23 protein-coding genes are annotated in these 24,348 nt (G+C 70.1%); 9 read left to right on the top strand and 14 right to left on the bottom strand.

Features of this window, described 5'->3' with window-relative positions; genetic code table 11:
• Positions 1 to 66 precede the first annotated feature (66 nt).
• From QSJ33_RS08395 to QSJ33_RS08380, 4 genes are read left to right on the top strand one after another with little or no spacing between them, the layout of a single operon-like run.
• Positions 67 to 615, top strand: coding sequence for an NADPH-dependent FMN reductase (locus QSJ33_RS08395; RefSeq protein ID WP_285724521.1), 549 nt, complete (start codon positions 67 to 69; stop codon positions 613 to 615).
• A gap of 42 nt (positions 616 to 657) precedes the next feature.
• Positions 658 to 2,433: a signal peptide peptidase SppA gene (sppA, locus tag QSJ33_RS08390; protein WP_285724519.1), complete on the top strand. Its 1,776-nt coding sequence runs from the start codon at positions 658 to 660 to the stop codon at positions 2,431 to 2,433.
• 2 nt (positions 2,434 to 2,435) lie between these two features.
• Positions 2,436 to 2,741, top strand: a complete 306-nt coding sequence (locus QSJ33_RS08385; RefSeq protein ID WP_285725813.1) for an Mpo1-like protein — start codon at positions 2,436 to 2,438, stop codon at positions 2,739 to 2,741.
• Between the two features lie 3 nt (positions 2,742 to 2,744).
• Positions 2,745 to 3,359, top strand: a complete 615-nt coding sequence (locus QSJ33_RS08380) for a MarC family protein (protein WP_285724517.1) — start codon at positions 2,745 to 2,747, stop codon at positions 3,357 to 3,359.
• Between the two features lie 8 nt (positions 3,360 to 3,367).
• Here the strand turns inward: QSJ33_RS08380 and QSJ33_RS08375 are convergent, their stop codons facing one another.
• Together QSJ33_RS08375 and QSJ33_RS08370 are read right to left on the bottom strand one after the other, a co-directional pair.
• Positions 3,368 to 4,663 (bottom strand): ABC transporter permease, encoded by a 1,296-nt coding sequence (locus tag QSJ33_RS08375; RefSeq protein WP_285724515.1) that lies wholly within the window; start codon positions 4,661 to 4,663, stop codon positions 3,368 to 3,370.
• Complete coding sequence (locus QSJ33_RS08370) at positions 4,660 to 5,703, bottom strand: ABC transporter ATP-binding protein (RefSeq protein ID WP_285724513.1); 1,044 nt, start codon at positions 5,701 to 5,703, stop codon at positions 4,660 to 4,662. Before QSJ33_RS08370 ends, QSJ33_RS08375 begins: the two co-directional genes overlap by 4 nt.
• Before the next feature lie 32 nt (positions 5,704 to 5,735).
• Here QSJ33_RS08370 and QSJ33_RS08365 point away from each other — a divergent pair, with 32 nt between their 5' ends.
• Positions 5,736 to 6,998: an MgtC/SapB family protein gene (locus QSJ33_RS08365; protein WP_285724511.1), complete on the top strand. Its 1,263-nt coding sequence runs from the start codon at positions 5,736 to 5,738 to the stop codon at positions 6,996 to 6,998.
• On the opposite strand, the gene QSJ33_RS08360 is transcribed toward QSJ33_RS08365, so the two are convergent.
• From QSJ33_RS08360 to ffh, 5 genes are all read right to left on the bottom strand, one after another.
• Complete coding sequence (locus tag QSJ33_RS08360) at positions 6,995 to 7,537, bottom strand: ribosome maturation factor RimM (RefSeq protein WP_285724509.1); 543 nt, start codon at positions 7,535 to 7,537, stop codon at positions 6,995 to 6,997. The genes QSJ33_RS08365 and QSJ33_RS08360 overlap by 4 nt on opposite strands.
• Positions 7,537 to 7,794: a KH domain-containing protein gene (locus QSJ33_RS08355; protein ID WP_285724507.1), complete on the bottom strand. Its 258-nt coding sequence runs from the start codon at positions 7,792 to 7,794 to the stop codon at positions 7,537 to 7,539. The genes QSJ33_RS08360 and QSJ33_RS08355 overlap by 1 nt, the downstream gene beginning before the upstream one ends.
• A gap of 65 nt (positions 7,795 to 7,859) precedes the next feature.
• On the bottom strand, positions 7,860 to 8,102 hold the full coding sequence (rpsP, locus tag QSJ33_RS08350) for a 30S ribosomal protein S16 (RefSeq protein WP_285724505.1): 243 nt from the start codon (positions 8,100 to 8,102) through the stop codon (positions 7,860 to 7,862).
• 65 nt (positions 8,103 to 8,167) lie between these two features.
• Entirely contained in the window at positions 8,168 to 9,589 is a 1,422-nt protein-coding gene (locus QSJ33_RS08345) for a hypothetical protein (RefSeq protein WP_285724503.1), read from the bottom strand.
• Between the two features lie 89 nt (positions 9,590 to 9,678).
• Positions 9,679 to 11,034 carry a signal recognition particle protein gene (ffh, locus tag QSJ33_RS08340; protein ID WP_285724501.1) on the bottom strand — a complete coding sequence of 452 codons (1,356 nt, stop codon included), beginning with the start codon at positions 11,032 to 11,034 and terminating at the stop codon, positions 9,679 to 9,681.
• A gap of 102 nt (positions 11,035 to 11,136) precedes the next feature.
• Here ffh and QSJ33_RS08335 point away from each other — a divergent pair, with 102 nt between their 5' ends.
• Positions 11,137 to 13,131 carry a thioredoxin domain-containing protein gene (locus QSJ33_RS08335; RefSeq protein ID WP_285724499.1) on the top strand — a complete coding sequence of 665 codons (1,995 nt, stop codon included), beginning with the start codon at positions 11,137 to 11,139 and terminating at the stop codon, positions 13,129 to 13,131.
• Between the two features lie 129 nt (positions 13,132 to 13,260).
• Positions 13,261 to 14,982, top strand: a complete 1,722-nt coding sequence (locus tag QSJ33_RS08330) for an NAD-dependent malic enzyme (RefSeq protein WP_285724497.1) — start codon at positions 13,261 to 13,263, stop codon at positions 14,980 to 14,982.
• Between the two features lie 291 nt (positions 14,983 to 15,273).
• On the opposite strand, the gene QSJ33_RS08325 is transcribed toward QSJ33_RS08330, so the two are convergent.
• The 5 genes from QSJ33_RS08325 to QSJ33_RS08305 form a co-directional block, all read right to left on the bottom strand.
• Entirely contained in the window at positions 15,274 to 15,474 is a 201-nt protein-coding gene (locus QSJ33_RS08325) for a hypothetical protein (RefSeq protein ID WP_285724495.1), read from the bottom strand.
• A 177-nt stretch (positions 15,475 to 15,651) separates the two neighbouring features.
• Complete coding sequence (gene ruvC, locus QSJ33_RS08320) at positions 15,652 to 16,146, bottom strand: crossover junction endodeoxyribonuclease RuvC (protein ID WP_285724493.1); 495 nt, start codon at positions 16,144 to 16,146, stop codon at positions 15,652 to 15,654.
• Positions 16,143 to 18,413 (bottom strand): ribonuclease R family protein, encoded by a 2,271-nt coding sequence (locus QSJ33_RS08315; RefSeq protein ID WP_285724491.1) that lies wholly within the window; start codon positions 18,411 to 18,413, stop codon positions 16,143 to 16,145. The genes ruvC and QSJ33_RS08315 overlap by 4 nt, the downstream gene beginning before the upstream one ends.
• 49 nt (positions 18,414 to 18,462) lie before the next feature.
• A complete protein-coding gene (locus QSJ33_RS08310; RefSeq protein WP_285724489.1) occupies positions 18,463 to 19,329 on the bottom strand; it encodes a hypothetical protein in 867 nt (288 codons plus the stop codon).
• A gap of 96 nt (positions 19,330 to 19,425) precedes the next feature.
• Positions 19,426 to 20,247 (bottom strand): acyltransferase, encoded by an 822-nt coding sequence (locus QSJ33_RS08305; RefSeq protein WP_285724487.1) that lies wholly within the window; start codon positions 20,245 to 20,247, stop codon positions 19,426 to 19,428.
• Here QSJ33_RS08305 and QSJ33_RS08300 point away from each other — a divergent pair.
• Positions 20,246 to 20,725: a bacteriohemerythrin gene (locus QSJ33_RS08300; protein ID WP_285724485.1), complete on the top strand. Its 480-nt coding sequence runs from the start codon at positions 20,246 to 20,248 to the stop codon at positions 20,723 to 20,725. The two genes, QSJ33_RS08305 and QSJ33_RS08300, sit on opposite strands and share 2 nt — an antisense overlap.
• Before the next feature lie 25 nt (positions 20,726 to 20,750).
• Positions 20,751 to 21,725 (top strand): glycosyltransferase family 9 protein, encoded by a 975-nt coding sequence (locus QSJ33_RS08295; protein WP_285724483.1) that lies wholly within the window; start codon positions 20,751 to 20,753, stop codon positions 21,723 to 21,725.
• A 4-nt stretch (positions 21,726 to 21,729) separates the two neighbouring features.
• Here QSJ33_RS08295 and QSJ33_RS08290 read toward each other — a convergent pair whose 3' ends face one another.
• A complete protein-coding gene (locus QSJ33_RS08290) occupies positions 21,730 to 22,863 on the bottom strand; it encodes a metallophosphoesterase (RefSeq protein ID WP_285724479.1) in 1,134 nt (377 codons plus the stop codon).
• Positions 22,863 to 24,311 carry a cysteine--tRNA ligase gene (gene cysS, locus QSJ33_RS08285; protein ID WP_285724477.1) on the bottom strand — a complete coding sequence of 483 codons (1,449 nt, stop codon included), beginning with the start codon at positions 24,309 to 24,311 and terminating at the stop codon, positions 22,863 to 22,865. The genes QSJ33_RS08290 and cysS overlap by 1 nt, the downstream gene beginning before the upstream one ends.
• Between the last annotated feature and the right edge of the window lie 37 nt (positions 24,312 to 24,348).

Here is a 24,348-nt window from a genome sequence, read left to right as displayed (position 1 = left end):
CTCGGGTGCTAAAAGTTTACCGATCAAGTCAAGATTGTTCCACCCCTGAGCGGGACCGGAGGCACCATGAACCTGGCACTGATGGGCGGCAGTCTTCGGCCGGAATCCCTGAACGGGCGGCTCCTCGGCCACCTGGCGCGGGAGGCGTCCGCGCGGGGCCACGAGGTGGCCGCCTTCTCCGGCCGGGCGCTGGCCATGCCGCTCTATGCCGAAGGGGCGCCGGCGCCGGCAGAGGCCCTCGCCCTCCAGGAGGCCCTCCTGGGGGCCCAGGGGCTCGTCCTCGTCTCGCCGGAGTACAACGCCGGCATCCCGGGGCACCTGAAGAATGCCGTGGACTGGCTGAGCACCCTGAAGCCGAGCCCCTGGCCCGGCCTGCCGGTGCTGCTCTGCGCCGCCAGTCCCGGGGCCTTCGGCGGGGCCCGGGGATTGATGGCCTGGCGCGCCACCCTGGCGAACATGGGGGCCCTGGCCCTGCCTGAGGTGCTCACGGTACCCCACGCGGACCAGCAGCTCGAGGCCGACGGCGCCCCCTCGGATCCCCGCACCCGGGCCCAGGCGGTCCGGGCCCTGGAGGCCTTCCTGTCCCTCGCGGAGCGTCTGGGACCCCGGCGCTGACGGCCCGTTCGTGCGATCCTGGAGCCAATCCCTGGAGCTTCCATGAAGGACTTCTTCAAGACCTTCTTCGCCGCCCTGCTGGCCCTGATCGTGGCCGGGGGCGCGGCCTTCCTCCTCTTCTTCGGCATCCTGGCGGCCATCGGTTCCTCGAACAAGCCCACGGTCCCTTCCAAGGCGGTGCTGGTCTTCGACATGGACACCAGCCTCACGGACGGGCAGCACGATCCCGAGCCCGGTGAGGCGATCAGCCAGGCCCTCAGCGGCGGGGGCGGGCGCAGCCAGTCCCTGCCGGCGGCCATCGACGCCATCGACCGGGCCGCCTCCGACGACCGCATCGCCGGCCTGTTCCTCACGGGCAACCTCCAGGCCGCCGGACCGGCCCAGCTCAAGGAGCTGCGGGAGGCGATCCAGCGGTTCAAGGCGAAGAAGCCCGTCATCGCCTACGACCTGGGCTGGGGCAAGCGGGAATACTACCTGGCGGCCGGCGCCAGCACGGTCTACGTGAACCCCTTCGGCAGCGTGGAGGTCAACGGCTTCGCCAGCGAGCCCATGTTCTTCGGCGAGGCCTTCAAGAAGTACGGCGTGGAGGTGCAGGTCACCCGGGTGGGCAAGTACAAGAGCGCCGTGGAGCCCTTCATCCTCGACAAGATGAGCGACCCCAACCGCGAGCAGGTGCAGAAGCTCCTGGACGATCTCTGGGGCGACTGGAAGGGCAGCGTGGCGAAGGACCGGAAGGTCTCCCCCGAGGCCCTCCAGGCCCTGGCGGACGAGAAGGGCGTCCTCGAGGCGCAGGAGGCCAAGCAGGCGGGCCTCGTGGACAAGATCGCCCCCTACGACGAGGTGCTGGACGCGCTGAAGGCGCTCGTGGGCAGGAAGCCCAAGGACCGGGACTTCCCCCAGATCGCCTTGGCCACCTACGCGGAGATCCCCGGGGCCGAGAAGCGGGGCCACAACCGCATCGCGGTGCTGGTGGCCGAGGGCGAGATCGTGGACGGCGAGGGCAGGGCCAACCAGATCGGTGGGGACAGCCTCAGCCGCGAGCTCCGCCGCCTGCGCCTGGACGACAAGGTCAAGGCGGTGGTGCTGCGCGTGAACAGCCCCGGGGGCAGCGCCGCGGCCTCCGAGCTGATCCAGCGCGAAGTGATCCTCACCCGGAAGGTGAAGCCGGTCGTGGTCTCCATGGGCCACCTGGCCGCCTCCGGCGGCTACTGGATCAGCACCTACGGCGACCGCATCTTCGCCGAGCCCGGCACCATCACCGGCTCCATCGGCGTGTTCGGCATGCTCCCCAACGTGAAGCAGCTGGCCAACGACCACGGCATCACCTGGGACAGCGTCCAGACCGCCAAGCTGGCCAACCCGATGACCCTCACCCGTCCCAAGACCGACTTCGAGCTGGCCCGCATCCAGGGGATCGTGGACCACATCTACGACCAGTTCATCACCAAGGTGGCCGACAGCCGGAAGATGAAGAAGGAGGCCGTCCAGGAGATCGCCCAGGGCCGCGTGTGGTCTGGCCAGGAAGCCCTGAAGCTGGGCCTGGTGGACGAGATCGGGGGGCTGGATGCCGCCGTGAAGTACGCCGCGAAGAAGGCCAATGTCGGGGACGACTACTACGTGGCCGGGCCCGAAGAGGAACCCGACGCCTTCAAGCAGCTGGTCCGGAACCTCATCCAGGGCAAGCCGCGGAAGCTGGCCAAGGTCGGTCCGGTGGACGTGCTGGTGGGCGACCTCAAGCGTCAGGTGGAGCTGCTCTCCTCCCTGAACGATCCCCAGGGCGTCTACGCCCGCCTGCCCTTCGACCTGGACCTGAGGTGACGATGGCGCTCGGCGGACGGCCCATGGCGGACTGGATCGCCGAGTACGCCCAGAGCCACCGGCATCCGGTGAACCGGGCCTGCCATACGGTGGGCATCCCCACGGTGACCCTGGGGATCCTCCTGCTCCTCCTTTCCCTCGTCGTGCCCGGGCTCTGGAAGGCGGGGCTCGGCGTCTTCGTGGCGGGCTGGATCCTCCAGTTCGCCGGGCACGCCGCGGAGGGCAAGCCCCCGGAGTTCTTCAAGGACTGGCGCTTCCTCTTCGTGGGGCTGCGCTGGTGGGCGATGAAGCTCCGGGGACGGGCCTAGCCCGTGGAAGCCTCCTCCTTCATCTCCGCCGTCGTGCTGCTGGTCCTGGTCACGGACCCCCTGGGCAACATCCCCATGTTCATCGGCCTGCTGCGCCAGGTGGATCCCGCCCGGCGGCAGCGGATCATCGTGCGGGAAGTCCTCTTCGCCTCCGCCATCCTGCTCTTCTTCATGCTCTTCGGCCGCCGGGTGCTGGCGCTCATGCACCTCACGGACACCTCCATGGGCATCGCCGGGGGCGTGATCCTCTTCCTCATCGCCCTGAAGATGATCTTCCCGCACCCGGAGGGCGCCTCCGGCCACCGGGTGCACGGCGAGCCCTTCCTGGTGCCCCTGGCCATCCCCTTCATCGCCGGGCCCTCGGCCATCGCCACCGTGCTGCTCCTGGTCTCCCGCGAACCGGGACGGGTCTGGGAGTGGATCGGCGCGCTCGCGGTGGCCATGGCCGTCTCCGCGGTGGTGCTCGGCTTTGCCGAGAGGATCGCGGATTTCCTGGGCGAGCAGGTGACCATGGCCTTCGAACGCCTGATGGGCCTCGTGCTCACCGCCATGGCCATCGAGATGCTCCTGGCCGGCATCCAGAAGTTCGTGCTGACCCTGAAGGCCGCGGGCGTCTGAGGGCGCGGTCAGCCTTCAACCTCCCAGCGGAACCGCGCCAAGGCAATCAGTCCGAAGGCGAGGGCGAACCCCAGCAGCACGGCGATGGGGGCCAGGGCCGCCTGGAATCCAAGCCCTCGCCAGGTCATGGCATCCAGCCCATCCACGGCCCATCGGGTCGGGATGAACAGGGTCAGCTTCTGGAGCCAGGCGGGAAAGATGAAGGCCGGGACCCAGGCTCCGCCCAGCATCACCAGGATGAGGGTGGCGAAGATGGCCAGGCCTCGAGTGGCCTCCGGCGTGCGGCCCAGGGAGGCGATGAGGAGGCCGAAGGTCGCGGTCATGAGGGAGAAGGCCAGGCAGACGCCCAGGAAACCCGCCGCGCTGCCTTCGATGTGGACATGGAAGATCAGCCGGGCGAAGACATAGACCACCCCGAGGATGATAAGGGAAACCAGCGCGGCGCTGAGGGCCCGGCCACCCAGAAGCAGCCGGCGGGAGAGCGGGGCCGCACAGAGGCGCTTCCACAGGCCCGAGCGTCGGGCGACGAGAATGGAGATGCCCGCCTCGATGCCCATGAAGAGGATGAACTGCACACCCATGCCGGCGAAGGCGTGCGCGTAGCTGTTGTAGGGCGTGGCGGACCTGGACGTCAGGGCCTCCTCCTTCAGTGAGTAGGGCAGGCTCAGACCACCCCTGCGGGCGGTCGCGGGCTGCTGCTCCTGGCGGACATTCCAGGCCCGGGCGCTTTCCAGGAGCCGCTTCAGGTCGCTTCGTTCGCCTTCGGCAAGGTTCGAGCGCTCGAGTTGGTCCAGGGAGGTCTCCAGACTCTTCCGTCCTGCCGGGCCCGTGAACATCTCGGCGCTCACGACGGTCATGGCCGCTTCCGTGAGCAGGCCCCGGACCAGCCCCAGTTCCATGGCGTGGGAGGGATCGTAGTCCAGGGAAAGTTCAGGCTTGGCCCCGCCGGAGAAGAACGTTCGGGTGGCGCCCTCGCTGAAACCGGCTGGGATGCGGAGGGCCACGGTCGTTTTTCCCCGGCGGACCTGATCCAGCGCCCGATCCAAGGAAAGGGCCTCCACCTGGACCTGCTTGTCCTCCCCCAGCCGGGCGATCAGTTTGCGCGAGAGGTCCGTCTGGTCCTGGTCCACCACGGCCACCGGAATGCGGGCCTGATTGGCCTGACCGGAGGCCCCCTGGAAGAGAAACCCGAAGAAGGAGGCGATGACGATCGGCGCCGCGAAACTCATGATCACGGCACGCCGATCATGGAAGAAGAGCTTGAGATCCTTGCGGACGAGGGCGACCAGGGCGGTGAGGCTCATTCGCGGAAGCTCCTTCCCGTGAGGGAGAGAAAGACCGATTCCAGGCTGGGGCGCTCGCTGGCGAAGCCATGAATGACCATCCCCCGGCCCGACAGCCAGCTGAGAATCCGGGACGTGTCCGCGGCCAGGTCGGCGATACCGACTGCGAGTTGCGTTCCTGCCAGATTGGCCGAAGCCACCCCGTCGAGGCCGCGGAGTTCTTCCAGCCAATGCCCATCGCCACCCGCATTCAACTCGATGTGGAGCCTCGGGTTCACGATCCCGGTCCGGGTGAGGTCGGCCAGGCTCGCATCGGCCAGCACCCGGCCGTGATCGAGGATGACGACGCGCTCGCAGAGGCGTTCCACTTCCTCCATGTAGTGGGTGGTATAGATGAGGGTTCGACGCTGCCGCTTCAGGGTTTCGAGATTGTCGAAGATGGCGTTGCGGCTTTGCGGATCCACGCCGACGGTGGGCTCGTCCAGCAACAGGATCTCGGGATCGTGCATGAGGGCTGCGGCGAGGTTCAGGCGGCGCTTCATGCCGCCGCTGAAGGTCGCCACCCGGTCCCCGGCGCGGTCCGAAAGGCCGACCAGATCGAGGACCCGGGACGCGGCGGCCCGGAGGGCCAGGCCCTTCAGACCATAGAGGGCGCCGAAGAAGGCCAGATTGTCCTGGGCGGGAAGTTCTTCGATCAGGGCCAGGTCCTGGGGGACGAGGCCGATGCGCCGCTTGAGGGGATCCTGGTCGCCGCATAGCGTGCGTCCATCGATGAGGACCTGGCCGCCGTCCGCGGGCAGAAGACCGGCGATCATGGAGACCAGCGTGGTTTTCCCGGCGCCGTTGGGTCCGAGCAGCCCCAGGATCTCGCCGGGTCTGGCCGAGAAGGAGATGCCATCGACAGCCTTCAATGTCCCGAAGTGCTTTTCAAGCGCCCTGATCTCGAGCATGGAGGCCTCATTTGGGACTGGACCAGCATATACCGCCTTCTTTGGTCGAGAAGTCCCGCTCCTGTGGCGTGGTTGAGGTTTGATCTTCCAAGACCGTTCCAGGCGCGGCACCCTGGGGACCACCCATCCCTGCGAGGCCCCGCGTGCTCGACCAGCTGCTGTCCGCGATTCCGCCCGAGGCCCTGAACCTCGGCCTCGTGCTCTTCCTCTCCTTCCTGATCGGACTGGAGCGGGAGGAGCTCAAGCGCGGGGGGAAGCGGGTCTTCGGCGGCGTGCGCACCTTCCCGCTGCTGGGCCTGGTGGGCTACGTGGTGTCCCTCCTGTCCGGAGGCAACCTCTTCGGCATGCTCCTGGGCTTCCTGGTGGTGGGCGCCTTCATGCTGGTGTCCTACCTCCACAAGCTGCAGCAGACGACCGAGGCGGGCATCACCACCGAGCTCTCGGGCCTGCTGGTCTACCTCGTGGGCGCCCTGGTGTACACGGGCCATCTGTGGTTCGCCTGCACGCTGGTGGTGGTGAGCCTCCTGCTGCTGGAGCTGAAGGAGGCCCTGGAGGGGCTCACCCAGCGCATCCGGCCCGAGGAGGTCGCCGCGTTCACGAAGTTCCTCCTGCTGTCCGCCGTGATCCTCCCGATGGTGCCCAACCGCGACCTGGGCCCCTTCCGGATCAATCCCTTCAAGACCTGGCTCGTGGTGGTGGCGGTCAGCGGCGTCTCCTACGCGAGCTACGTGCTGCTGAAGGCCTTCAAGGACCGGGGCGGGATCTTCCTCTCGGCCATCCTGGGTGGCTTCTACTCCAGCACCGTCATCACGGTGGTGCTGGCCAAGCGCGCCGCCGCGGGGCAGCGCCCCCACGAGTACACCGGCGGCATCGTGGTGGCCTCGGCGGCCATGTACCTCAAGATCCTGGCCCTGGTCTGGATGTTCAACCGCGACCTCGCCCTGACCCTGGCGCCGTGGTTCCTGATCCTCGCGGCCATCTCGGCCCTCGGCGGCTGGTTCGTGTACCGCCTGCACGATCCCGAGGCCACGGACACGCCCGAGGCGGCCCACCCCCACAACCCGCTGGAACTCCGGGCAGCCTTCTTCTTCGCCGCCGTGTTCGTCGTGATGCTGATCGTCACCCAGCTGGCCATCACCTACCTGGGGCGGAACGGGGTGTACTCGGTGGCGGGCCTGATGGGCCTCACGGATGTGACGCCCTTCATCATGGGCATGACGCACGCCGCGGGGGTGTCGACCAGCCTCCACCTGGCGGCCTGCAGCATCGCCGTCAGCGCCGCCAGCAACAACCTCGTGAAGGGCTTCTACGCCTACGGCTTCGCCAAGGGCCGTACGGGGCTCTGGAGCCTGGGGCTGCTGGGGGGCCTGACCCTGCTGGGCCTGCTTCCGCTCATCTGGCTCTAGAGGTCCAGATCCAGGAGACCCGGGGGCGGGTCCACGTCCAGGCGGTGGTTGGGCAGGTCCAGCGTCCACCAGGCCTTGATGTAGGGCACTTCGCGCTGACCGGTCCGGCCGGGCCGGAGGTCCCGGAGGATCACCATGTCGTAGCCCATGGGGGTGGGGTCCAGGCGGAGCACTTCGCCCACCCGCTGTCCCGCCACGAAGACTTCGCAGCCGATCCACTGGTGGCGGAAGCTCTCGCCCTCGGGCAGCTCCGCCGCGGCCTCGGGCATCCACAGGGCCCAGCCCTTGAGGGGCTCGGCGGCGGTGCGATCCGCCACCTCCCGGAAGGCCAGGCAGGGACGGTCCTGGTGCCAGCGGAAGCTGCGGAGGGCCACGGACCGCGCGGGTGGGACCGGCTCGCCATGCTCCAGGTCCGCCTGCGGCGGGGCCAGCACGAGGCCGGTCATGGATTCCAGCCGCTCGGGTTCGTCCATGACCGAGTGGAAGAGGAACTCGCCCTTGAGGCCCTGGACCCGGGCGAGGTGGCCGGCGAGGAGCATCAGTCCTCCGCGGCCCCGTCCTCGTCGAACAGCTCGAGGTTGACCGACAGCCCGGCCTTGTCTCCGGCGGTCTTGCAGAGGGTGCGGAGGGCGCTGATCATGCGGCCGTGCTTGCCGATGATGCGGCCCCGGTCCCGGGGATCGGCGTGCACCAGCACGTCCCGCCTCCGGCCTTCGCCGGTGATCTCCACCCGGAAGGCCTCCGGGTGGTCCAGCAGGGGGGTGATGACGTCGCCCAGGAAGGCTTCGAGATCCATGGTCGCTCCAGGCGAGAACGACGAAAGCCGGACCCTGGCCCGGCTTTCGCGGAACGGAAACCGGTCTAGAGGATCTGGTTCTTCTTGAACAGATCGAGGACGGTCTTGGAGGGCTGGGCGCCCTTCTGGAGCCAGCTCTTGGCCTTCTCGGCGTCGATCCGGACCGCCTCGCCGGCGCCGGCGATCGGGTTCACGAAGCCCAGCACCTCCACGGCACGGCCGGTGGGGATGCGGTCGTTCTCGGAGACGACGATGTGGTAGAAGGGCCGCTTCTTGGCACCATTGCGAGCGAGACGGATGGACAGCATGGACACTCCCTGAGCGGGTCAGTGTAGCGCGGGGAACGGCATATCCCAAGCCGAAAGTGCGTGGATCACGGGGTGAAGGCCGAGGCGGGGAAATCGGCCTCCAGGATGGCCTGGCGTTCCAGCAGGTTCCGGCGGAGGGTGGGCCAGCGCGGGTGGGTCCGGATCGGCGCCAGGAAAGGCGAGGCCTCGTACCACCGGGCGCAGCTGAAGCCCTGCACAAAGGCCCGGGTGGCGGCATCCACGCTCCGGTCCGGATCCCCGAGCAGGGCGTAGGCTTCGGCCTCCTTGAAGGTCCATTCGCCGTCCGGGATCCGGAGGCGGCCCCGGATCTGATCCACCTTGCGGAGCCCGGCCAGCCCGTCCTGGAGCCTTCCCTCCAGCAGGGCCCGGTAGGCCAGGCACAGGTCCTGGAAGGGGATGGGGCCGCCCGGGAACCCGCCGCCCTCCGTCATGTAGCGCAGGGCCAGGTCCCGCCGACCCTTCAGGAGGGCGAGGTAGCCCTGGTAGAAGAGCAGGCCGGCGTCCGTCCGCATGGTGCGGGCCCGCTCCAGGTCCTGCTCGAAGGCGGCGGTGTCCCCCAGGTAGAGGTAGGTGGTCTCGGCGGACCAGGGGGAGGGGTCTGCCAGGGTCCCGAGGATCCGCTGCCGCCGGCCCAGGGCCCGGCGGGCCCCCTCCAGCAGGCCCGCCGTGCGGCCCGCGTAGGCGAAGCCCAGGTAGAGGTCGGGCACATCCGGCCGCTGGCGCGCCGCCGGGATCAGGGACTGGAGGGCCCGGCGCTGGTCCCCGATGTCCGTCAGCATCAGGGCGCGGAGGTAGGTGGCGCGGGGGTGGCCGGGGACGAGCTCCAGGGCGCGGACGAAGGCCTGGTCCATGCGGGCGTTGAAGCCGCTGCCCGCCGCCTGGGGATCGATCCAGAGGCTCCGGTAGAGGTGGTCGCCCAGGGCGGTCCAGGCCGTCGCACAGCCGGGTTCAGCCTCCGCCAGCGCCCGGGTGGCCGCGAGGTTCCGGGCGGCCTCGGCATCGTCCCGGATGGACAAGGCCTGCAGCAGGTCCCAGCCATGGGCGGGGTCGCGGGGGAACAGGGCCTCCCGGCCGGGAAAGCGGCGGCGGAGGGGCCAGTGGTCCACCCAGCGGTCCAGGGCCTCGGCCGGAGGCAGGGGGCCAGGATCGTCGTAGGCCCAGGGCTCACCGGCCCGGAGCCGCTCCCGGGTCGTCCAGGCCGCGGCGAGGGCGAGGCGGTCCCCCTCCCGGTGCCCCCGGAAGGTCATCAGGAGGGTGCCCTCGGGCAGCCGTTCCAGGTCGGCGCCCGAGGGCACCACGGGCGCGTGGACGACCGCAGCTCCGGCCAGGACCTCCAGGTGGTCGGACAGGAGGGTCTCCAGGCCCCGCTCCAGGGCCGGGTCCGCGGGCAGGGCCGTGGCCGGGATGAGCAGCACCCGGCGGACCCGGGGTCCGGGGGCGAAGGGGCGCCAGACCAGCAGGGCCACCAAGCCCAGGGCGGCCAGGGCCGCACCCGCCTTGAGATAGAAGCCGAACCCTCGTGGTGCGGTGATCGGATCCTCCCTGGTGCCGGTGGCTAGAAGGGAAGCTTACCCTTCATCGCGCCGGCCATGCGCTGCATCCGGTTCATGAACTTGGGATCGTTCATCTGGCCCATCATCTTCCTGGCCTCGACGTACTGCTTCAGGAGCTGGTTGATCTCGCTGACGGGGCGGCCGGAGCCCGCGGCGATGCGGCGCTTGCGCTTGGCGTCCAGGAGGTTGTGGTTGGCACGCTCCTTCGGCGTCATGGAGTTCAGGATGGCCTCCATGTGGCTCAGGCGCTTGTCCGTGGCCACCTGCGCGATCTGCTCCTTCATCTGCCCCATGCCCGGCAGCATGCCCAGGATCTTGTTCATGGAGCCCAGCTTCTTGACCTGCTGGAACTGCTTGCGCATGTCCTCCAGGGTGAACTGGTTCTTGGCCAGGCGCTGGGCCATGGCCTCGGTCTCCTTCTCGTCGAGCTTGTCCTTGGCGTGCTCGATGAGGCTCAGCACGTCGCCCATGCCCAGGATCCGCTGGGCCATGCGGTCGGGGTGGAAGCGCTGGAAGTCCTCCAGCTTCTCGCCCTCGCCCACGAACTTCAGGGGGGTCCCCGTGGCCTGCTTGATGCTGAAGGCCGCACCGCCGCGGGTGTCGCCGTCGGTCTTGGTGAGCACCACGCCCGTGGTGCCCAGTTTCCCGTGGAAGGCCGTGGCGCTGCGGACCGCGTCCTGGCCCGTCATGGCGTCGGCCACGAAGAGGATCTCGTCGGGGGGGACGGCGGCCTTGATGCTGACGAGCTCCTCCATGAGGGCCTCGTCCAGGTGCAGGCGGCCCGCGGTGTCGAGGATGACCGTGTCCCAGCCCTTCAGCTTCGCCTCGGTCAGGGCGGCCTCGCAGATGCGGACCGGATCCTTCTCGTCGGTGCGGAAGGAGGGCACGCCGGCATCCTTCGCCACCACGTGGAGCTGCTCGATGGCGGCGGGCCGGTAGACGTCCGCGGGCACCAGCAGGGGGGAGCGGCCCAGCTTCTTCAGGAACACCGCCAGCTTGCCGCAGGTGGTGGTCTTGCCGGCGCCCTGCAGGCCCACCATCATCACCACCGTCGGTGGCTTCGGGGCGAAGGCGAGGGGATGCTCCGGCGCCTCCCCGCCCATGATCTCCACCAGCTCCCGGTGGACGATGTCGATGAAGGCCTGGGCCGGATTGAGGCCCTGCATGACCTCGGCGCCGAGGGCCTTCTCCTTCACCCGCTGGAGGAAGGTCCGGGCCACGGCCACGTGGACATCGGCCTCCAGGAGGGCCATGCGGACCTCCCGCAGGACGGCTTCCAGGTTGGCTTCCGTGAGGCGGGTCTCGCCCCGCAGGGCCTTCATGGCCTGGCTGAGCTTCTGGGAAAGGCTGTCGAACATGGAACCTCGGACCAAGCCAAACGCCCATTCTACCGGGGGATTCCGGAAGGGCCCCGCGGGAAGGTGTGATCTGGGTCATAATCTTGACCTTCGGAGTCAGGAATGTCCAACCGCCTCGCCGGCAGCCTCAGCCCCTACCTCCTCCAGCACGCCCACAACCCGGTGGACTGGTACCCCTGGGGCGGGGAGGCCCTGGCGAAGGCGCGGGCGGAGGATCGGCCCATCTTCCTGAGCATCGGCTACAGCGCCTGCCACTGGTGCCACGTCATGGAGCGGGAGAGCTTCGAGCATCCCGAGGTGGCCGAGGTGCTGAACGCCCACTTCGTGCCCATCAAGGTGGACCGGGAGGAGCGGCCCGACCTGGACGACCTCTACATGGACGCGGTGCAGGCGCTCACGGGCCATGGCGGCTGGCCCATGAGCGTGTGGCTGACACCGGACCTGCGGCCCTTCTACGGCGGCACCTATTTCCCCCGGGAATCCCGGGGGGGGATGCCGGGCTTCGTGCCGCTGCTGCGGCGCATCGCCGAACTCTGGCAGACCCAGCGCCAGGACCTGGAGACCCAGGCCCGGGCGCTCTCCGACGAACTGCGCCGCCAGGCCGAGGTGCAGGCGGGCGGGGCGCTGCCCGGCCGCGAGGTGGTCGAGGCCGCCCTGGCCCAGCTCCGCCACGGGTTCGATCCGCGGTGGGGCGGTTTCGGACCGGCGCCCAAGTTCCCCCAGCAGATGGCGGTCGACCTGATCCTCGCCCGGGGGAGCGAGGCCGACCGCGCCATGGCCCTCCGCACCCTCGACGCCATGTGGGAAGGGGGGATGTTCGACCACCTGGGCGGCGGCTTTGCCCGCTACAGCGTGGACGGGCAGTGGCTCGTGCCCCACTTCGAGAAGATGCTCTACGACAATGCCCAGCTGGCCGCCTGCTACCTGGCCGCCTTCCAGGCCACGGGCGAGGCCCGCTACGCCCGGGTGGCCCGGGAGACTCTCGACTACCTCCTGCGCGACCTGCGCGATCCCGAGGGCGGCTTCCACGCCAGCGAGGACGCCGACAGCGAGGGCGAGGAGGGGCAGTTCTACGTCTTCACCCCCGCCGAGGTGCGCGAGGCGTTGGGGGAGGCCGCCGGCGCCCGCTTCTGCGCGGCCTATGGCATCACCGGGGGCGGGAATTTCGAGCACGGCCGCAGCGTGGTGCACCGCTTCTCCTGCCCCGAGGGTGCCGAGCTGGCGCCCGGCGAGGACGCGGACCTTCGCGAGCGCCTGCGGATCTGGCGGGATCGGCGGGTCCGCCCCGGCAAGGACGACAAGGTGCTGGCCGCCTGGAACGGCCTGGCCCTGTCGGCCCTGGCCCGGGGCTTCCAGGCACTGGGGGATCCACGCTACCTGGCCGGGGCGGAGGCCTGCGCGGCCTTCCTGCACCGGGCCCTCTGGCAGGAGGGCCGCCTCCTTCGCGTGGCGCGCGGGGGGGAAGCCCATACCCCGGCCTTCCTCGAGGACTACGGGGCCGTGGCGGAGGGGCTGGTGGATCTCTTCGAGGCGGGGGGCGACCCGGCCTGGCTGCACTGGGCAGGGAGGCTGGGCGAGGCCCTGCTGGCGCGCTTCCACGATGCCGCGGAAGGCGGGTTCTTCAGCACGGAGGCGGGCCAGGCGGATCTCCTCTTCCGGCAGAAACCCGGCTTCGACAACGCCCTCCCCTCGGGCAACACCCTGGCCGCCCGGGCCCTGCTGCGCCTCTCCCGCCACCTGGAGCGGGAGGATTTCAGGGCCGCGGCCGAGGGGACGCTGCGCTGCTTCGGCCCCTGGATGCAGCGGGCGCCCCGGGCCTTCCTGGGCCTGCTGGGGGTGCTCGACCAGGCCCAGCGTGAGCCTCTGGAGATCGTCGTGTCCGGTGACTTGACCCTGCCCGCCACCCGGGCCCTGCTGGCGGAAGTCCACCGCCGCTTCCTGCCCGGCCGGCTGGTGTCGGTGTCCGCGGACTCGGCGCTGCCCCTGCATCGGGGCCGGCGTGCGCCGGAAGGCAGTGCGGTCGTCACCGTCTGCCGGGGGCGGGCCTGCTCGGCGCCGGTCTCCGAACCCGGGGCCCTGGGGCGGCTGCTGGACTGATCCCGGGGCGTCTGTGACCCAGGCCCCTGCGGCCCTGGGTCTACACTGGCTTTTTCGCGCCGCTGGTGGCGGCCCCCGCGCGGGAGATGGCGACGGGTCGCGGCCGGACGCCCAGCACAAGGGGCAGCCATGAAGACCTTCGGGTTCAAGATCGATCCTCTCACCGGGGAGGAATACTACGAGGTGTACCTCCGGGGGCGGCAGGTCCTGAATGATCCGCACCTGAACAAGGGGTCGGCGTTCACCCGCGAGGAACGGCTGAGCCTGGAACTGGATGGCCTCCTGCGCTCGGGCGTCTCCAGCATGGAGGCCCAGCTGGACCGCAGCCTGGAATCCTTCCGCCGCAAGCCCGACGACATGGAGCGGTACATCTTCCTCATCGGCCTGCAGGACCGCAGCGAGCCGCTGTTCTACCGCCTGCTGACGGAGAACCTCGAGGAGATGGTTCCCATCGTCTACACGCCCACCGTGGGCCAGGCCTGCCTGCAGATGAGCCACATCCAGCGGCGGTTCCGGGGCCTCTACATCACGCCCGACAACATCGCCAACATCGACCAGATCTTCCAGAGCGTGTCCCTGCCCCAGGTGAACCTCATCGTGGTGACCGACGGCGAGCGCATCCTCGGCCTGGGCGACCTGGGCTCCGACGGCATGGGCATCCCCGTGGGGAAGGTGAGCCTCTACGTGGCCGCGGGCGGCGTGCATCCGGCCGTCTGCCTGCCCATCAGCCTGGACGTGGGCACCAACAACCCGCGCCTGCTGGAGGATCCCCTCTACCTCGGCTACCGGCATCCGCGGCTCCGCGGCGCGGAGTACGAGGAGATCGTGGAGAAGTTCGTGCTGGGCGTGAAGCGCAACTTCCCGGACGCGCTGCTGCAGTGGGAGGATTTCGCCAAGCACACGGCCTTCGACAACCTGGCCAAGTACCGAGAGCGCATCCTCTCCTTCAACGACGACATCCAGGGCACGGGCGCCACGGCCCTGTCGGCCCTCATGACGGCCATGCGCATCAAGCGGAGCCGCTTCCAGGACGAGCGCTTCGTCGTGGTGGGCATGGGCCAGGCCGGCACGGGCATCTGCATGAACATCCGCGCCATGCTGAAGGAGGAGGGCCTCTCGGACGAGGAGGCCCGCCGCCGGATCTTCGCGGTGGACATGCAGGGCCTCCTGCTCGACGACGACCCGAAGCTCGAGGGCCCCCAGAAGCCCCTGGCCCAGCGCCGGGCCTGGGTGGAGGGCTGGACGCTGGACGATCCCAACCGCATCGGGCTCCCCGATGTGGTCCGCAACGCGAAGCCCACCGTGCTCATCGGGGTGACGGCCCAGCCGGGGCTCTTCAGCGACGCGATCCTCGCCGAGACGGCCCGCCACACGGAACGCCCCATCGTGATGGCCCTGTCCAATCCCACCCACAAGTGCGAGTGCACGGCGGAGGCGGTCTGGAAGGCCACGGACGGGAAGGGCCTCGTCGCCACCGGAAGCCCCTTCCCGCCGCTCTCCTGGAAGGGGCGGACCCTCCAGGCCTCGCAGTGCAACAACATGTACATCTTCCCGGGGCTGGGGCTCGGGGCCCTCGTCAGCCACGCGTCGCGGGTCACCGACGAGATGATCCTGGCGGCCAGCCGGGCCATCAGCGCCATGGTGACCCCCGAGCAGGAGGCCATGGGCCTGCTGCTGCCCGAAATGCGGGACATCCGCCGGGTGTCGGCCGCCGTGGCCGTGGCGGTGGGCAAGGAAGCCCGGGACGCCGGACTTGGTCGTCTGCTGGATGACGACCAGCTGGAGGAAACCGTCCGGAAGGCCCAGTGGGCGCCCCGCTACGCCCCCTACCGGCCGGGCCGCCTGGTCTGAACCTTCGCCCTTTTTCGCCTTGTGGCGCCCGTTCCCCGGCCTAGCCTGAGGGGCGGGAAGAGTTCCTCTTTCCTCCCGCGGGGCGACCGTTTACGCCAGCCCCTTCCGGCCCGAGCAGCACTTGGCCGAGACCTCCGGGCACCCTTCGGGGTGCCCGCTTTCATGGGCCCACCGCGATCCCGCAAGGCCCGCACCCTTCGTCGCCGGGACAGGGATCCTCCGCGGTGCCGCATGCGGCTTCCAGGCGCAGAGAGGCCCGGCAGCGCCGGGCCTCTCTGCGCAGGGGGGGCGTCAGGCGTTGGCGGTGCGGCGGGACCGGTGCATCACCTCGGCCTCCAGCTCTTCCTCGAGGGCCTTCACCTGCCGCAGGACCGCGAGGCCGCTGGGGGATCCGCTCATCTGGCGCTCCAGCTGGCCGAACACTTCGTGCAGGCGCTCGGCGGTGCTCCAGAAGGCCGGGTTGTGCTGGCGAAGGCTGGTGTCCATGAGCATGTCGGCTCCCGATGCTTTCCGGACATCATGATTGTCTTTGGCGACGCGGAAGGCCAGTGATGGACATCACAAGGCCTGTCATGACTTAGGAGACGCTGTCGCGACCTGTTTGTCACGGCCCTCATGACAGATCCCACCCGTGGGCGAACCGGGGGACCGGGTGGCCTCGGACCGGGATCAGCCCCGCCGGGTGGCCAGCAGGTGGCCGATGGCCACGGCGGCCGCGTCCGCCGCGTCCGCCGGCAGGGCTTCCGTCAGGTTGAGCAGGGTCATCACCATCTTCCCCACCTGGTCCTTGTCGGCCCAACCGTAGCCGCTGACGGCCTTCTTCACCTGCATGGGGTTGTAGTCGCCGACGGGCAGCCCGTGCAGGGCGGCGGTGAGCAGGATGCCGCCCCTGATCTGGCCCAGCTTCAGGGCGGTGGCGGCGTTCTTCTCCACGAAGGGGGATTCCACGGCCATGAAGCCGGGCGCGTGGGCCGCGATGGCCTCGCCCAGGCGCTGGTGGATGAGCAGGCAGCGCTGGTCGAAGTCCGCGCCGCGTGGATTGCGGATGACCCCGGCCTCGACGAGCGCGAGGCGGGAACCGGCGCGCTCCACCACGGCCCAGCCACAGGCCAGGGAGCCCGGGTCCACGCCCAGGCAGCGCGAAGGGACGGGCGGCTGGATCATCGCCCCTTCCGTTTCCCGCTGCCCCGCACGCTGCCCTTCGGCGGCTTGGGCCTGGCTTCGCGGGCCTTCCTGGGCGGCCGTCCCTGGGGCTTCTCGGTCCGTCGGCTGCGCTCGCCGCCGCCCCGGGTCTGGGCCCGGGCCGCGCGGGGCTTCTCGAAGTCGCCCTCGCCCAGGCGGGCGGGGGCGGCCAGGACGGGCGCGAAGGTGAACGCCTTGCCATGCTCGTCCTGCGCCTTGGCTTCCGTGAGCCAGGCGCTGATGCGGCGGAGGTCCTCGTCCACGGCGGTGATCTCCACCTCCACGGCGTCGCCGATGGTGAGCACCACGGAGCCGCGCAGCCCCGTGGCCTTGGTGCGGTGCTCGTCCACCCAGAAGTTGCCGCCCAGGGCGCCCATGGGCACGCCCACCTCCACGAAGGGGGCGTCCAGGGTGATGAAGGCGACCTTGGCGGAGAAGCCCTGGATGCGGCCCCGGAAGCGCTGCCCCACCTTGTCCTTCATCAGGAGGCAGGCCTTCCACTTGTCGTTCTCGCGCTCCGCCTCGGTGGCCTTCTGCTCGGCGTCGCTGGCGCCCTTGGCCAGGACGGCCAGGTGGCTGTGGAGGCCCTCCGGCAGGGGCTGGCCGCGGAGCACGCGGCGCAGCAGGCGGTGGACGATGAGATCCGGGTAGCGGCGGATGGGGCTGGTGAAGTGCAGGTAGTCCTGGAGGGCCAGGCCCGAGTGCCCGATGTTGTCCGCCGAGTACTCCGCCCGCTTCAGGCTGCGCAGGAGCAGCGTGTTGATCATGGCCTCCAGGGGCCCGCCCCGGATCTTGTCGAGCATGGCGTTCAGATGCTCCGGGGTGGGCACCTCCTTGGGCTTCAGCAGGCCGAAGGTGCGGGCCACTTCCGCGAAGATCTCCAGCTTCAGGGGATCGGGGTTGTCGTGGATCCGGTAGATGGTGGGGATCTTCTTCCGGGTGAAGAACCGCGCCACCGCCTCGTTGGCCAGCAGCATGAACTCCTCGATCATCCGGTGGGCGTCGTGCCGCGGGTAGCGTCGGGCGTCCACGGGGCGACCCGCGGCGTCGAAGATGAACTCGGCCTCCTCGGTGTCCAGGTTCATGGCGCCGCGCCCCAGCCGCTTCTGCGTGAGCTGGCGGGACAGCACGAGGGCCTGGTCCAGCAGGTCGCAGAGGGGGCCGCCCAGTTCGGCCCGTTTGCGGCTGGAGAGCTCGATGCAGGCCTCCTTGACCTCGTCGTAGGTGAGCCGCTTCCCGCTGCGGATGACGCTTTCCGATAGGCGGGACTCCACCACCTCGAGGCCGGGCGAGATCGTCATCCAGGCGGTCATGGTGAGCCGGTCCACGCCCTGGCGGAGGCTGCAGAGGTCGCCGCTGAGCCGCTCGGGCAGCATGGGGATGGCCTCGTCGGGGAAGTAGACGGAGGTGCCCCGGAGCCGGGCCTCCTCGTCCAGGGGTCCGCCTTCCTCCACGTAATGGCTCACGTCCGCGATGTGGACGCCCAGGATCCAGCCGCCGCCCTCGGAGGGCGGGAGCACCTCCAGGCTGATGGCATCGTCGAAGTCCTTGGCCGTGGGTGGGTCCACCGTGCAGGTGAGCACCTGGCGGAGGTCCTCCCTCGTCTTGGCCCACGCCTCGGGGATCTCGGTCGGGAAGGGGGCCAGCTCCTTCATCACCGCGTCGGGGAAGGCGGTGCGGAGGTTGAAGAGGGCGGCGGTGAGGCGGTTCTCGATGCGGAGGTCGGTCTTCTTCCCCAGCCGGGCCACGACGGTGCCCCGCAGCTGCCTGGCCTCGGGATCGGGGTCCAGCCGCACGCTGACCAGCTCGCCGTCCTCGGCCAGGTCGGTGGGCGGCACGGCGATCACCTGCGGGAGCCGGGGCTCCAGGGGCACCACCCGCCAGCCCCAGGGCTGCTTCTGGAGGGTGCCGGGCAGGGGGATCTCGCCCCGGCCCTTGATCTCGAGGACCCGCGCCTTGAGGCGGCCGTCCCAGCCCTCCCCGCTGATCTCGGCGACGACGCGGTCGCCGTGGATGGCGCCATGGGCGTCCCGCCAGTCCACCATGGGATCCTGCCCGGGCCCCTTGGGCAGCCCGGGGACCCGCAGGAAGCCACCTGCGCCCTCCGGGTGGCCCAGGAAGGTGGCCTCGAAGGTCTCGAAACGACGAAGCCCCGGCGCCTGGGCGGCCGGGGCTCGCGGGGCCTCCCGCCGGTCGGGGGTGCGGGCGGGGGGGCGGACGGGGATGCGGGAGGCGGAGCGACGGGCCATGGGTCCAGGGTACAGCCTTGGGACTGGTGTCCGATGCTCCGCGGAACCGTTACTTCTTCCTGTGGACGACGCGCTTCGGGGCCGGCTCGACGGCCTTGCCGGTGAGCAGGTCGATCTGGTGCTGGACCTTCTTGCTGTCGGGATCGATGACCGCCAGGCGGCTGAGGAACCGCATCTTGCCCGCCTTGTCACCCTGGGCCTCCAGGTAGGCGGGGCTGGACACCACCGCCTCCACCCACTTGAGCTTGTCGCCCTTGCCGGCCTTGTACTCGGCAATCTGGTCGGCCTCGCCCTGGATCTTCTTCTCCATGACGGCGATCAGGGGATCGTAGGCGGTGGTCTCCTCCTTGGCGGCGTTGATGTAGGTCTGGAAGAACTTCGACCACTTGGCGTCGTCCCCGACCTCCTTCTCCACGCCCAGCGCCAGGTCCAGCTCCTGCTTCTCACCGGGATCGAGGTCCTTCTTCGCCTTCAGCTCCTTGATGCGGTCGGCATTCTCCTTGAGCACCTGCTGGGCCCGGGCGCCGGCGGCGTCGTAGTAGGTGACCATCTTTCCGAAGGGATCCTGCACGGCGGCATAGCTTTCCCCGGCGATGGCCTTGGCTTCCTTGGCGTAGTCGAGGGCCTTCTCCCACTGGCCGGCGGCATCGGCGGCCTCCACCGCCAGGCGGTAGGCCTGGCCCAGGTCGATGGCCCGGATGGCGCAGGTCAGCATGGTCTGGTTGTTGGACTTGTCGAAGGCCGGGCGGGTGGCCGGGAGCAGGGTCTGGGCCTGCTGGAGGGCCTCCTGGAACTTCAGGTCGGCCATCAGCTTCTCCACCACCGGCCGGGTCGCACGCACCTGCTCGCCCAGGGTGGGCGCAGGCGCCTGGGCCGCCAGGGCCGAAGGCAGGACGATCGCGGGGAGGAGGAGCATGGACGGGTTCATGGGCCTACCGGACAATCCCCATCGGGGGAAGGGGAAATTGTCGCAACGGAACCCCCTTCTGCCAAGCGCGGAAGCTAGGTGGCGTCAACCCAAGGCTTCGGACATGCCCCGGATCTCGGTCTTGATCCGTTCCATCTCCTCCCGGTCGATCCTCCGGGCCGGGACGCCGCCCCAGGTCTCCCCCGCCCCCACCCGGCTCCCCGGCAGGAGCACGCTCTGGGGCAGGATGGTGGCATCGTCCCCGATGACCACATCGCCCATGACGCAGCAGCCCAGGCCCAGGGTGGCCCGGTGCCCGACCCGCACGGGGGCGATGACCAGGTTCCCCCCGCCGCCGTAGTGGGCGAAGATCCGCACGCTACCGCCCAGGGCTGCGTCGTCGCCGATGGTGATGAGCTGCGGATCGCTGATGTATTCCGTGTTGATGAAGGCGTGGCGGCCGATCTTCATGCCCATGGCCTTCAGGAACCAGACCCCGAAGGGGGTGAGGGTCACGAAGGGTAGGAACGTGAAGCGCACCAGATAGAAGAGGCCGTTGTGGAGGAACCACGGCAGGGCGTGCAGGGTGTAGTAGCCGCCCTTGAAGGGCCGCACACGGGTCGGGAGCACGCGGTTGTAGACGGGGATGACCACCAGGAGGCTGAGCCCGAAGATGAAGAAGCAGAGGGCCAGGGAGAAACCAGCCAGGAACCAGTGCCAGGAGCCTGGGAGGCGGAGGATCAGGGCGTGCAGGCGGCTCCAGGACCACAGGGCCGGTGCCAGGGCCAGGCCGAGGGCGGTGGAGGCCAGCACGTAGAGCAGCAGGACGGCCGTCCCGTAGGCTACCCTTGAGAACCGGCGCAGGATCTGGTCCAGCCAATTCATGGGGGGCGGGTTCTTGGACTGGTCCTTGGCGAAGGATTTCATGGGTTCAGCCTACCCGACACCGAACGGAACCCCGGCCTCCGGCGGGGCGCAGGACCCGGCGGGGGATGCCCCCGGGGCCGGCGCCTGGAAGGACGCCTTCCGCGTCGGGGACGACCTGATCGATGGGCAGCACCAGACCTTCTTCCGCATGGTGGCCGAGGCCCAGGAGAGCATGGACCGGGGCAGCGTCGAGGGGGTGGGTCGGCACCTGAATTTCCTGGCGGCCTATGCCGTCATGCATTTCCGGGACGAGGAGCGGCTGATGGCCCTCAGCCACTACCCTGGCCTGGTGGAGCACCGGCGGATCCACCAGGCCTTCGTGGCCCAGGTGGCGGGCCTGCTCAAGACCTACGAGACGGATCCGGACGCGGTGACCGCCCAGCAGATCCTGCCCATGATCCAGGACTGGCTCGTCTTCCACATCCTGGGCATGGACAAGCAGCTCCAGCCCTGGATTGGGCGGATGGGGAAGCCTTGAGGGGCGGCATGGCTGGCAGGATCCGATGAACCTCGCCCTCCTCCGCCTGTCGGCCCTCGGCGACATCCTGCGGGTCCTGCCCGCCTGGGCGAACCTGCGGGACGCCTTCCCCGAGGCCCGGTTCCGGGCCGTGGTGGAGGACCGCCACGCCTTCCTCCTGGAGCCGTTGCCCTGGCTGGAGCCGGTGGTGGTCCGCCGCCGGCCTCTCTCGAACCCCCTCTCGGCCCTGCCGGAGCTGCGCCGGGCGGCGGAGGGCATCCGGGACTGCGAGGCCAGCCTGGACTTCCACGGCATCCTGAAGGCCGCCCTGCTCCCGAAATTCGCGGGCATCCCGGAACGCTGGGGCGACGGCGTGACCAAGGAGTTCGCAGGGGCCCTCCAGACCCACCCGCTCCCCTTCCGCCATCAGACGCGCTACGGCCAGGCCCTGGGCCTCGCCGAGGCCTTCGGACGCAGCCGTGGCGTCCCGGGCCTGGGACGCTTCAGGCCGGTCCTGGCGGGCGTGGCGCTGCCCGACCCCGGGCAGGTCTGGGCGCCACGGGCGAAGCCCCGGGTGGTCCTGGTGCCCGGGGCCTCCCGCCGGGGGGCCATCAAGCGCTGGCCCCTGCGCCACTGGATCACCCTGGCCCGCCTGCTGGAGGGCCGGTACGACCTGCGCTGGTCCCTGGGGCCGGAGGAGGAGGACCTCCGGACCTGGCTGCCGGAAGCCACCGGCGTGCCGGCCCTGCCGCGCCTGGGGTTCTGGCAGCTCGCCGCGGCCCTGCGCCAGGCGGACCGGGTGGTGGCGCCGGACACGGGCCTGCTGCACCTCGCGGTCGTCCTGGGGGTGCCCGCCCTGGGCCTCTACGGCTCCAGCGACCCGGTGGTGGCGGGATTGCCGGATGGGGCCGGCCAGGTCCTCCGCACCGGCATCGCCTGCGCCCCCTGCCGCGAGCGCGCCTGCCAGCGCCGGCAGTGCCTGGAGGAGCTGGACCCGGAACTCGTCCGCGAGGCGCTCTGAGCCCTCAGGCCCGGCGCAGCACCAGCAGGGTCAGCTCGGGCGGCACGAGGAACCGGGTGGGCGGGCCCCAGAAGCCCGTGCCCACGCTGGTGTAGAGCCACAGGTTGCCGTGGCGGTTCAGGCCGCTGGGGTAGCGGTAGACCGACCGCACGACGAGGCTCCAGGGGAAGTACTGGCCGGCGTGGGTGTGGCCGGAGAGCTGGAGCCGGATGCCCGCCCGTTCGGCGGCGTCGTAGCCCGTGGGCGGATGGAACAGGAGCACCTTCGGCGCCCCCTCCGGAGCCCCGGCCAGGGCTGCGGCGAGATCGGGCCCGCGGCCCGTGCCCCGGCGTCCCCGGGCCGCGGGATCGGGCATCCCCGCCACCACCAGGGCGGCCCCGTGGTGCGGGAGGACTTCATGCGCATTGTCCAGCACCCGCCAGCCCATGCCCTGGAGCACGGGGATCCACTTCCCGACACCGGAGTAGTACTCGTGGTTGCCCGTCACGAAGAAGGTGCCGTGGGTGCTGCGCAGGGCCGCCAGGCGCTCCGCCTTGGCCCGGACCCCATCCGCCTCGCCATCCACCAGGTCCCCGGTGACGGCCACGAGGTCGGGAGCCAGGGCATTGGTGCGGGCCACGAGGCGGTCCACCCGGGCGGCGGGCACGAGGGGGCCCAGGTGCAGGTCGGAGATCTGGACGATGCGGAAGCCGTCGAGGCCCTCGGGCAGGCCCTGGATGGGGACCTCCAGGGACCGGAGCACCGGCGGCCGCAGGGCCGTCGCCAGGCCCGAGAGGTTGGAGGCCAGGGTGGCGGCCAGGGCCAGCCCGAAGGCCCACATGCCGGTGGCGGCCGGGGCGTGGGCGAGGCGTCGCAGAAGGACCTGCCCCAGATCCGCGACCAGGAGGTAGACGAGGTAGGTGGATACGAAGCCGAAGAGGCCGTAGCTGAGCCAGTACAGCGCATCGGCCCGGTGGTCCGTCAGCCGGTTGACCAGCGGGACCAGGAACATCAGGAGGAGGAAGAGCCCGAAGAAACCCCAGACGCCGGCCGGGTGTCGCGCCAGGGGCGGGCACAGGGCCATGGACCGGCGCGCCATGTAGGTGAAGGCGCTGCCGAGGATGGCCAGCAGCAGGGCGATGCCGAGGAGGGCGCGCATCAGCCCCGCCGCCACCCCGTGGTGCCGTCCTTGCGGTCCTCGAGGACGATGCCCAGGGCCTTCAACTGGTCGCGGACGCGGTCGGCCTCGGCCCAGTTCTTCGCGGCCTTGGCGGCCCGGCGGGCCTCGATGAGGGCCTCCACCTCGGCATCGAGGCTGGCCTCCTCGTGGGGCCAGGCGGCGAAGATGGCGTCGGTCTCGTCGAGGAAGGCCAGGGCCGCGTCCCGTTCCTCGCGGGTGAGGGCCATGTGGTCGTCCTGGGCGTTGAGGTCGCTGATGAGGGTGAAAAGGGCCGCCAGCGCCTCCGGGGTGTTCAGGTCATCGGCCATGGCCGCCCAGAAGGCCTCGCGGGCCTGGTTGACGCGGGCGACGGGGTCCACCGCCTCCTTCCACGGGCCGCCGCCGGCTTCGCCTTCGCCCTCCATCCGCTTGCGGAAGGCCCGGATGCGCTTCAGCGAATTCTCCGCGGCCCGCAGGCCCTCGAAGCTGAAGTTCAGCACCTTGCGGTAGTGGTTGCTCTGGATGGCATAGCGGAAGGCGATGGGATCGACCCCCTTGGCCACGAGGTCGCGCAGGCTGAAGAAGTTCCCCAGGCTCTTGGACATCTTCTGTCCCTCCACCATGAGGAACTCGCCGTGGACCCAGTGGTTCACCCAGCGGTGCCCCAGGCAGCCTTCGCTCTGGGCGATCTCGTTCTCGTGGTGGGGGAAGATCAGGTCCACGCCGCCGCTGTGGATGTCCACGCGCTCGCCCAGCAGCTCCATGCCCATGGCCGAGCACTCGATGTGCCAGCCGGGCCGCCCCGGGCCCCAGGGGCTGTCCCACCAGGGTTCGCCCGGCTTGGCGGCCTTCCACAGCACGAAGTCGGTGACGGAGTCGCGCTCGTACTCGTCGGCGTCCACGCTGGTGCCCACCTTCATGCCCTCGCGGTCCAGGTGGGCCAGGCAGCCGTACTGGGGCAGGCCGGCGATGCGGTAGTAGACGCTGCCTTCCCGGACGTAGGCCAGGCCCTTGGCCTCCAGGTCCTGGACGAGCCGGATCATCTGGGGCAGGTACTCGGTGGCCCGGGGCAGGTAGGTGGCCCGCTGGATCCGCAGGGCCTCCAGGTCCTCCAGGAAGAGGGCCGTGAAGCGGTCCGTGAGGGCCTTCATGGCCCCGTGGCGGGCCTCGTTCGAGGCCTCCGGGGGCAGGCCGCCCTGGGAATCCCGGATGATCTTGTCCTCCACGTCGGTGATGTTCATGCAGTGGCGGACGTCGTGGCCGGCGGCCTGGAAGGTGCGCTTGAGCAGGTCCTGGAACAGGAACGTGCGCAGGTTGCCGATGTGGGCCACGTTGTAGACCGTGGGACCGCAGGTGTACAGGCTGACGACGCCGGGCTCGAGGGGCGCAACTTCGTCAACTTTCCGTGTCAGGGTATTGAACAGGGAGAGGGGTCGCCTCATCTTCATGGCTCTAGGTAACCACCATCGCCCCCTCCGCCATAAC

Source organism: Geothrix rubra (genome assembly GCF_030268065.1).
Taxonomy (GTDB): domain Bacteria; phylum Acidobacteriota; class Holophagae; order Holophagales; family Holophagaceae; genus Geothrix; species Geothrix rubra.
The sequence above is the reverse complement of the archived record's forward strand: the minus strand, read 5'-3'. Positions and strand labels throughout refer to the sequence as shown.

What these genes read in the sequence shown, in the direction of transcription:
- QSJ33_RS08395 (WP_285724521.1), top strand. Translation starts at nt 67, where the DNA reads ATGAACCTGGCACTGATGGGCGGCAGTCTTCGGCCGGAATCCCTGAAC.
- sppA (WP_285724519.1), top strand. Translation starts at nt 658, where the DNA reads ATGAAGGACTTCTTCAAGACCTTCTTCGCCGCCCTGCTGGCCCTGATC.
- QSJ33_RS08385 (WP_285725813.1), top strand. Translation starts at nt 2,436, where the DNA reads ATGGCGCTCGGCGGACGGCCCATGGCGGACTGGATCGCCGAGTACGCC.
- QSJ33_RS08375 (WP_285724515.1), bottom strand. Translation starts at nt 4,663, where the DNA reads ATGAGCCTCACCGCCCTGGTCGCCCTCGTCCGCAAGGATCTCAAGCTC.
- QSJ33_RS08360 (WP_285724509.1), bottom strand. Translation starts at nt 7,537, where the DNA reads ATGCTCCTCGCCGGCCACCTCGCCCGGGTCCAGGGCCTCAAGGGCGAG.
- QSJ33_RS08355 (WP_285724507.1), bottom strand. Translation starts at nt 7,794, where the DNA reads ATGGATCTCGAAGCCTTCCTGGGCGACGTCATCACCCCCCTGCTGGAC.
- rpsP (WP_285724505.1), bottom strand. Translation starts at nt 8,102, where the DNA reads ATGCTGTCCATCCGTCTCGCTCGCAATGGTGCCAAGAAGCGGCCCTTC.
- ffh (WP_285724501.1), bottom strand. Translation starts at nt 11,034, where the DNA reads ATGTTCGACAGCCTTTCCCAGAAGCTCAGCCAGGCCATGAAGGCCCTG.
- QSJ33_RS08335 (WP_285724499.1), top strand. Translation starts at nt 11,137, where the DNA reads ATGTCCAACCGCCTCGCCGGCAGCCTCAGCCCCTACCTCCTCCAGCAC.
- QSJ33_RS08330 (WP_285724497.1), top strand. Translation starts at nt 13,261, where the DNA reads ATGAAGACCTTCGGGTTCAAGATCGATCCTCTCACCGGGGAGGAATAC.
- QSJ33_RS08325 (WP_285724495.1), bottom strand. Translation starts at nt 15,474, where the DNA reads ATGCTCATGGACACCAGCCTTCGCCAGCACAACCCGGCCTTCTGGAGC.
- ruvC (WP_285724493.1), bottom strand. Translation starts at nt 16,146, where the DNA reads ATGATCCAGCCGCCCGTCCCTTCGCGCTGCCTGGGCGTGGACCCGGGC.
- QSJ33_RS08315 (WP_285724491.1), bottom strand. Translation starts at nt 18,413, where the DNA reads ATGGCCCGTCGCTCCGCCTCCCGCATCCCCGTCCGCCCCCCCGCCCGC.
- QSJ33_RS08310 (WP_285724489.1), bottom strand. Translation starts at nt 19,329, where the DNA reads ATGCTCCTCCTCCCCGCGATCGTCCTGCCTTCGGCCCTGGCGGCCCAG.
- QSJ33_RS08300 (WP_285724485.1), top strand. Translation starts at nt 20,246, where the DNA reads ATGGGTTCAGCCTACCCGACACCGAACGGAACCCCGGCCTCCGGCGGG.
- QSJ33_RS08305 (WP_285724487.1), bottom strand. Translation starts at nt 20,247, where the DNA reads ATGAAATCCTTCGCCAAGGACCAGTCCAAGAACCCGCCCCCCATGAAT.
- QSJ33_RS08295 (WP_285724483.1), top strand. Translation starts at nt 20,751, where the DNA reads ATGAACCTCGCCCTCCTCCGCCTGTCGGCCCTCGGCGACATCCTGCGG.
- QSJ33_RS08290 (WP_285724479.1), bottom strand. Translation starts at nt 22,863, where the DNA reads ATGCGCGCCCTCCTCGGCATCGCCCTGCTGCTGGCCATCCTCGGCAGC.
- cysS (WP_285724477.1), bottom strand. Translation starts at nt 24,311, where the DNA reads ATGAAGATGAGGCGACCCCTCTCCCTGTTCAATACCCTGACACGGAAA.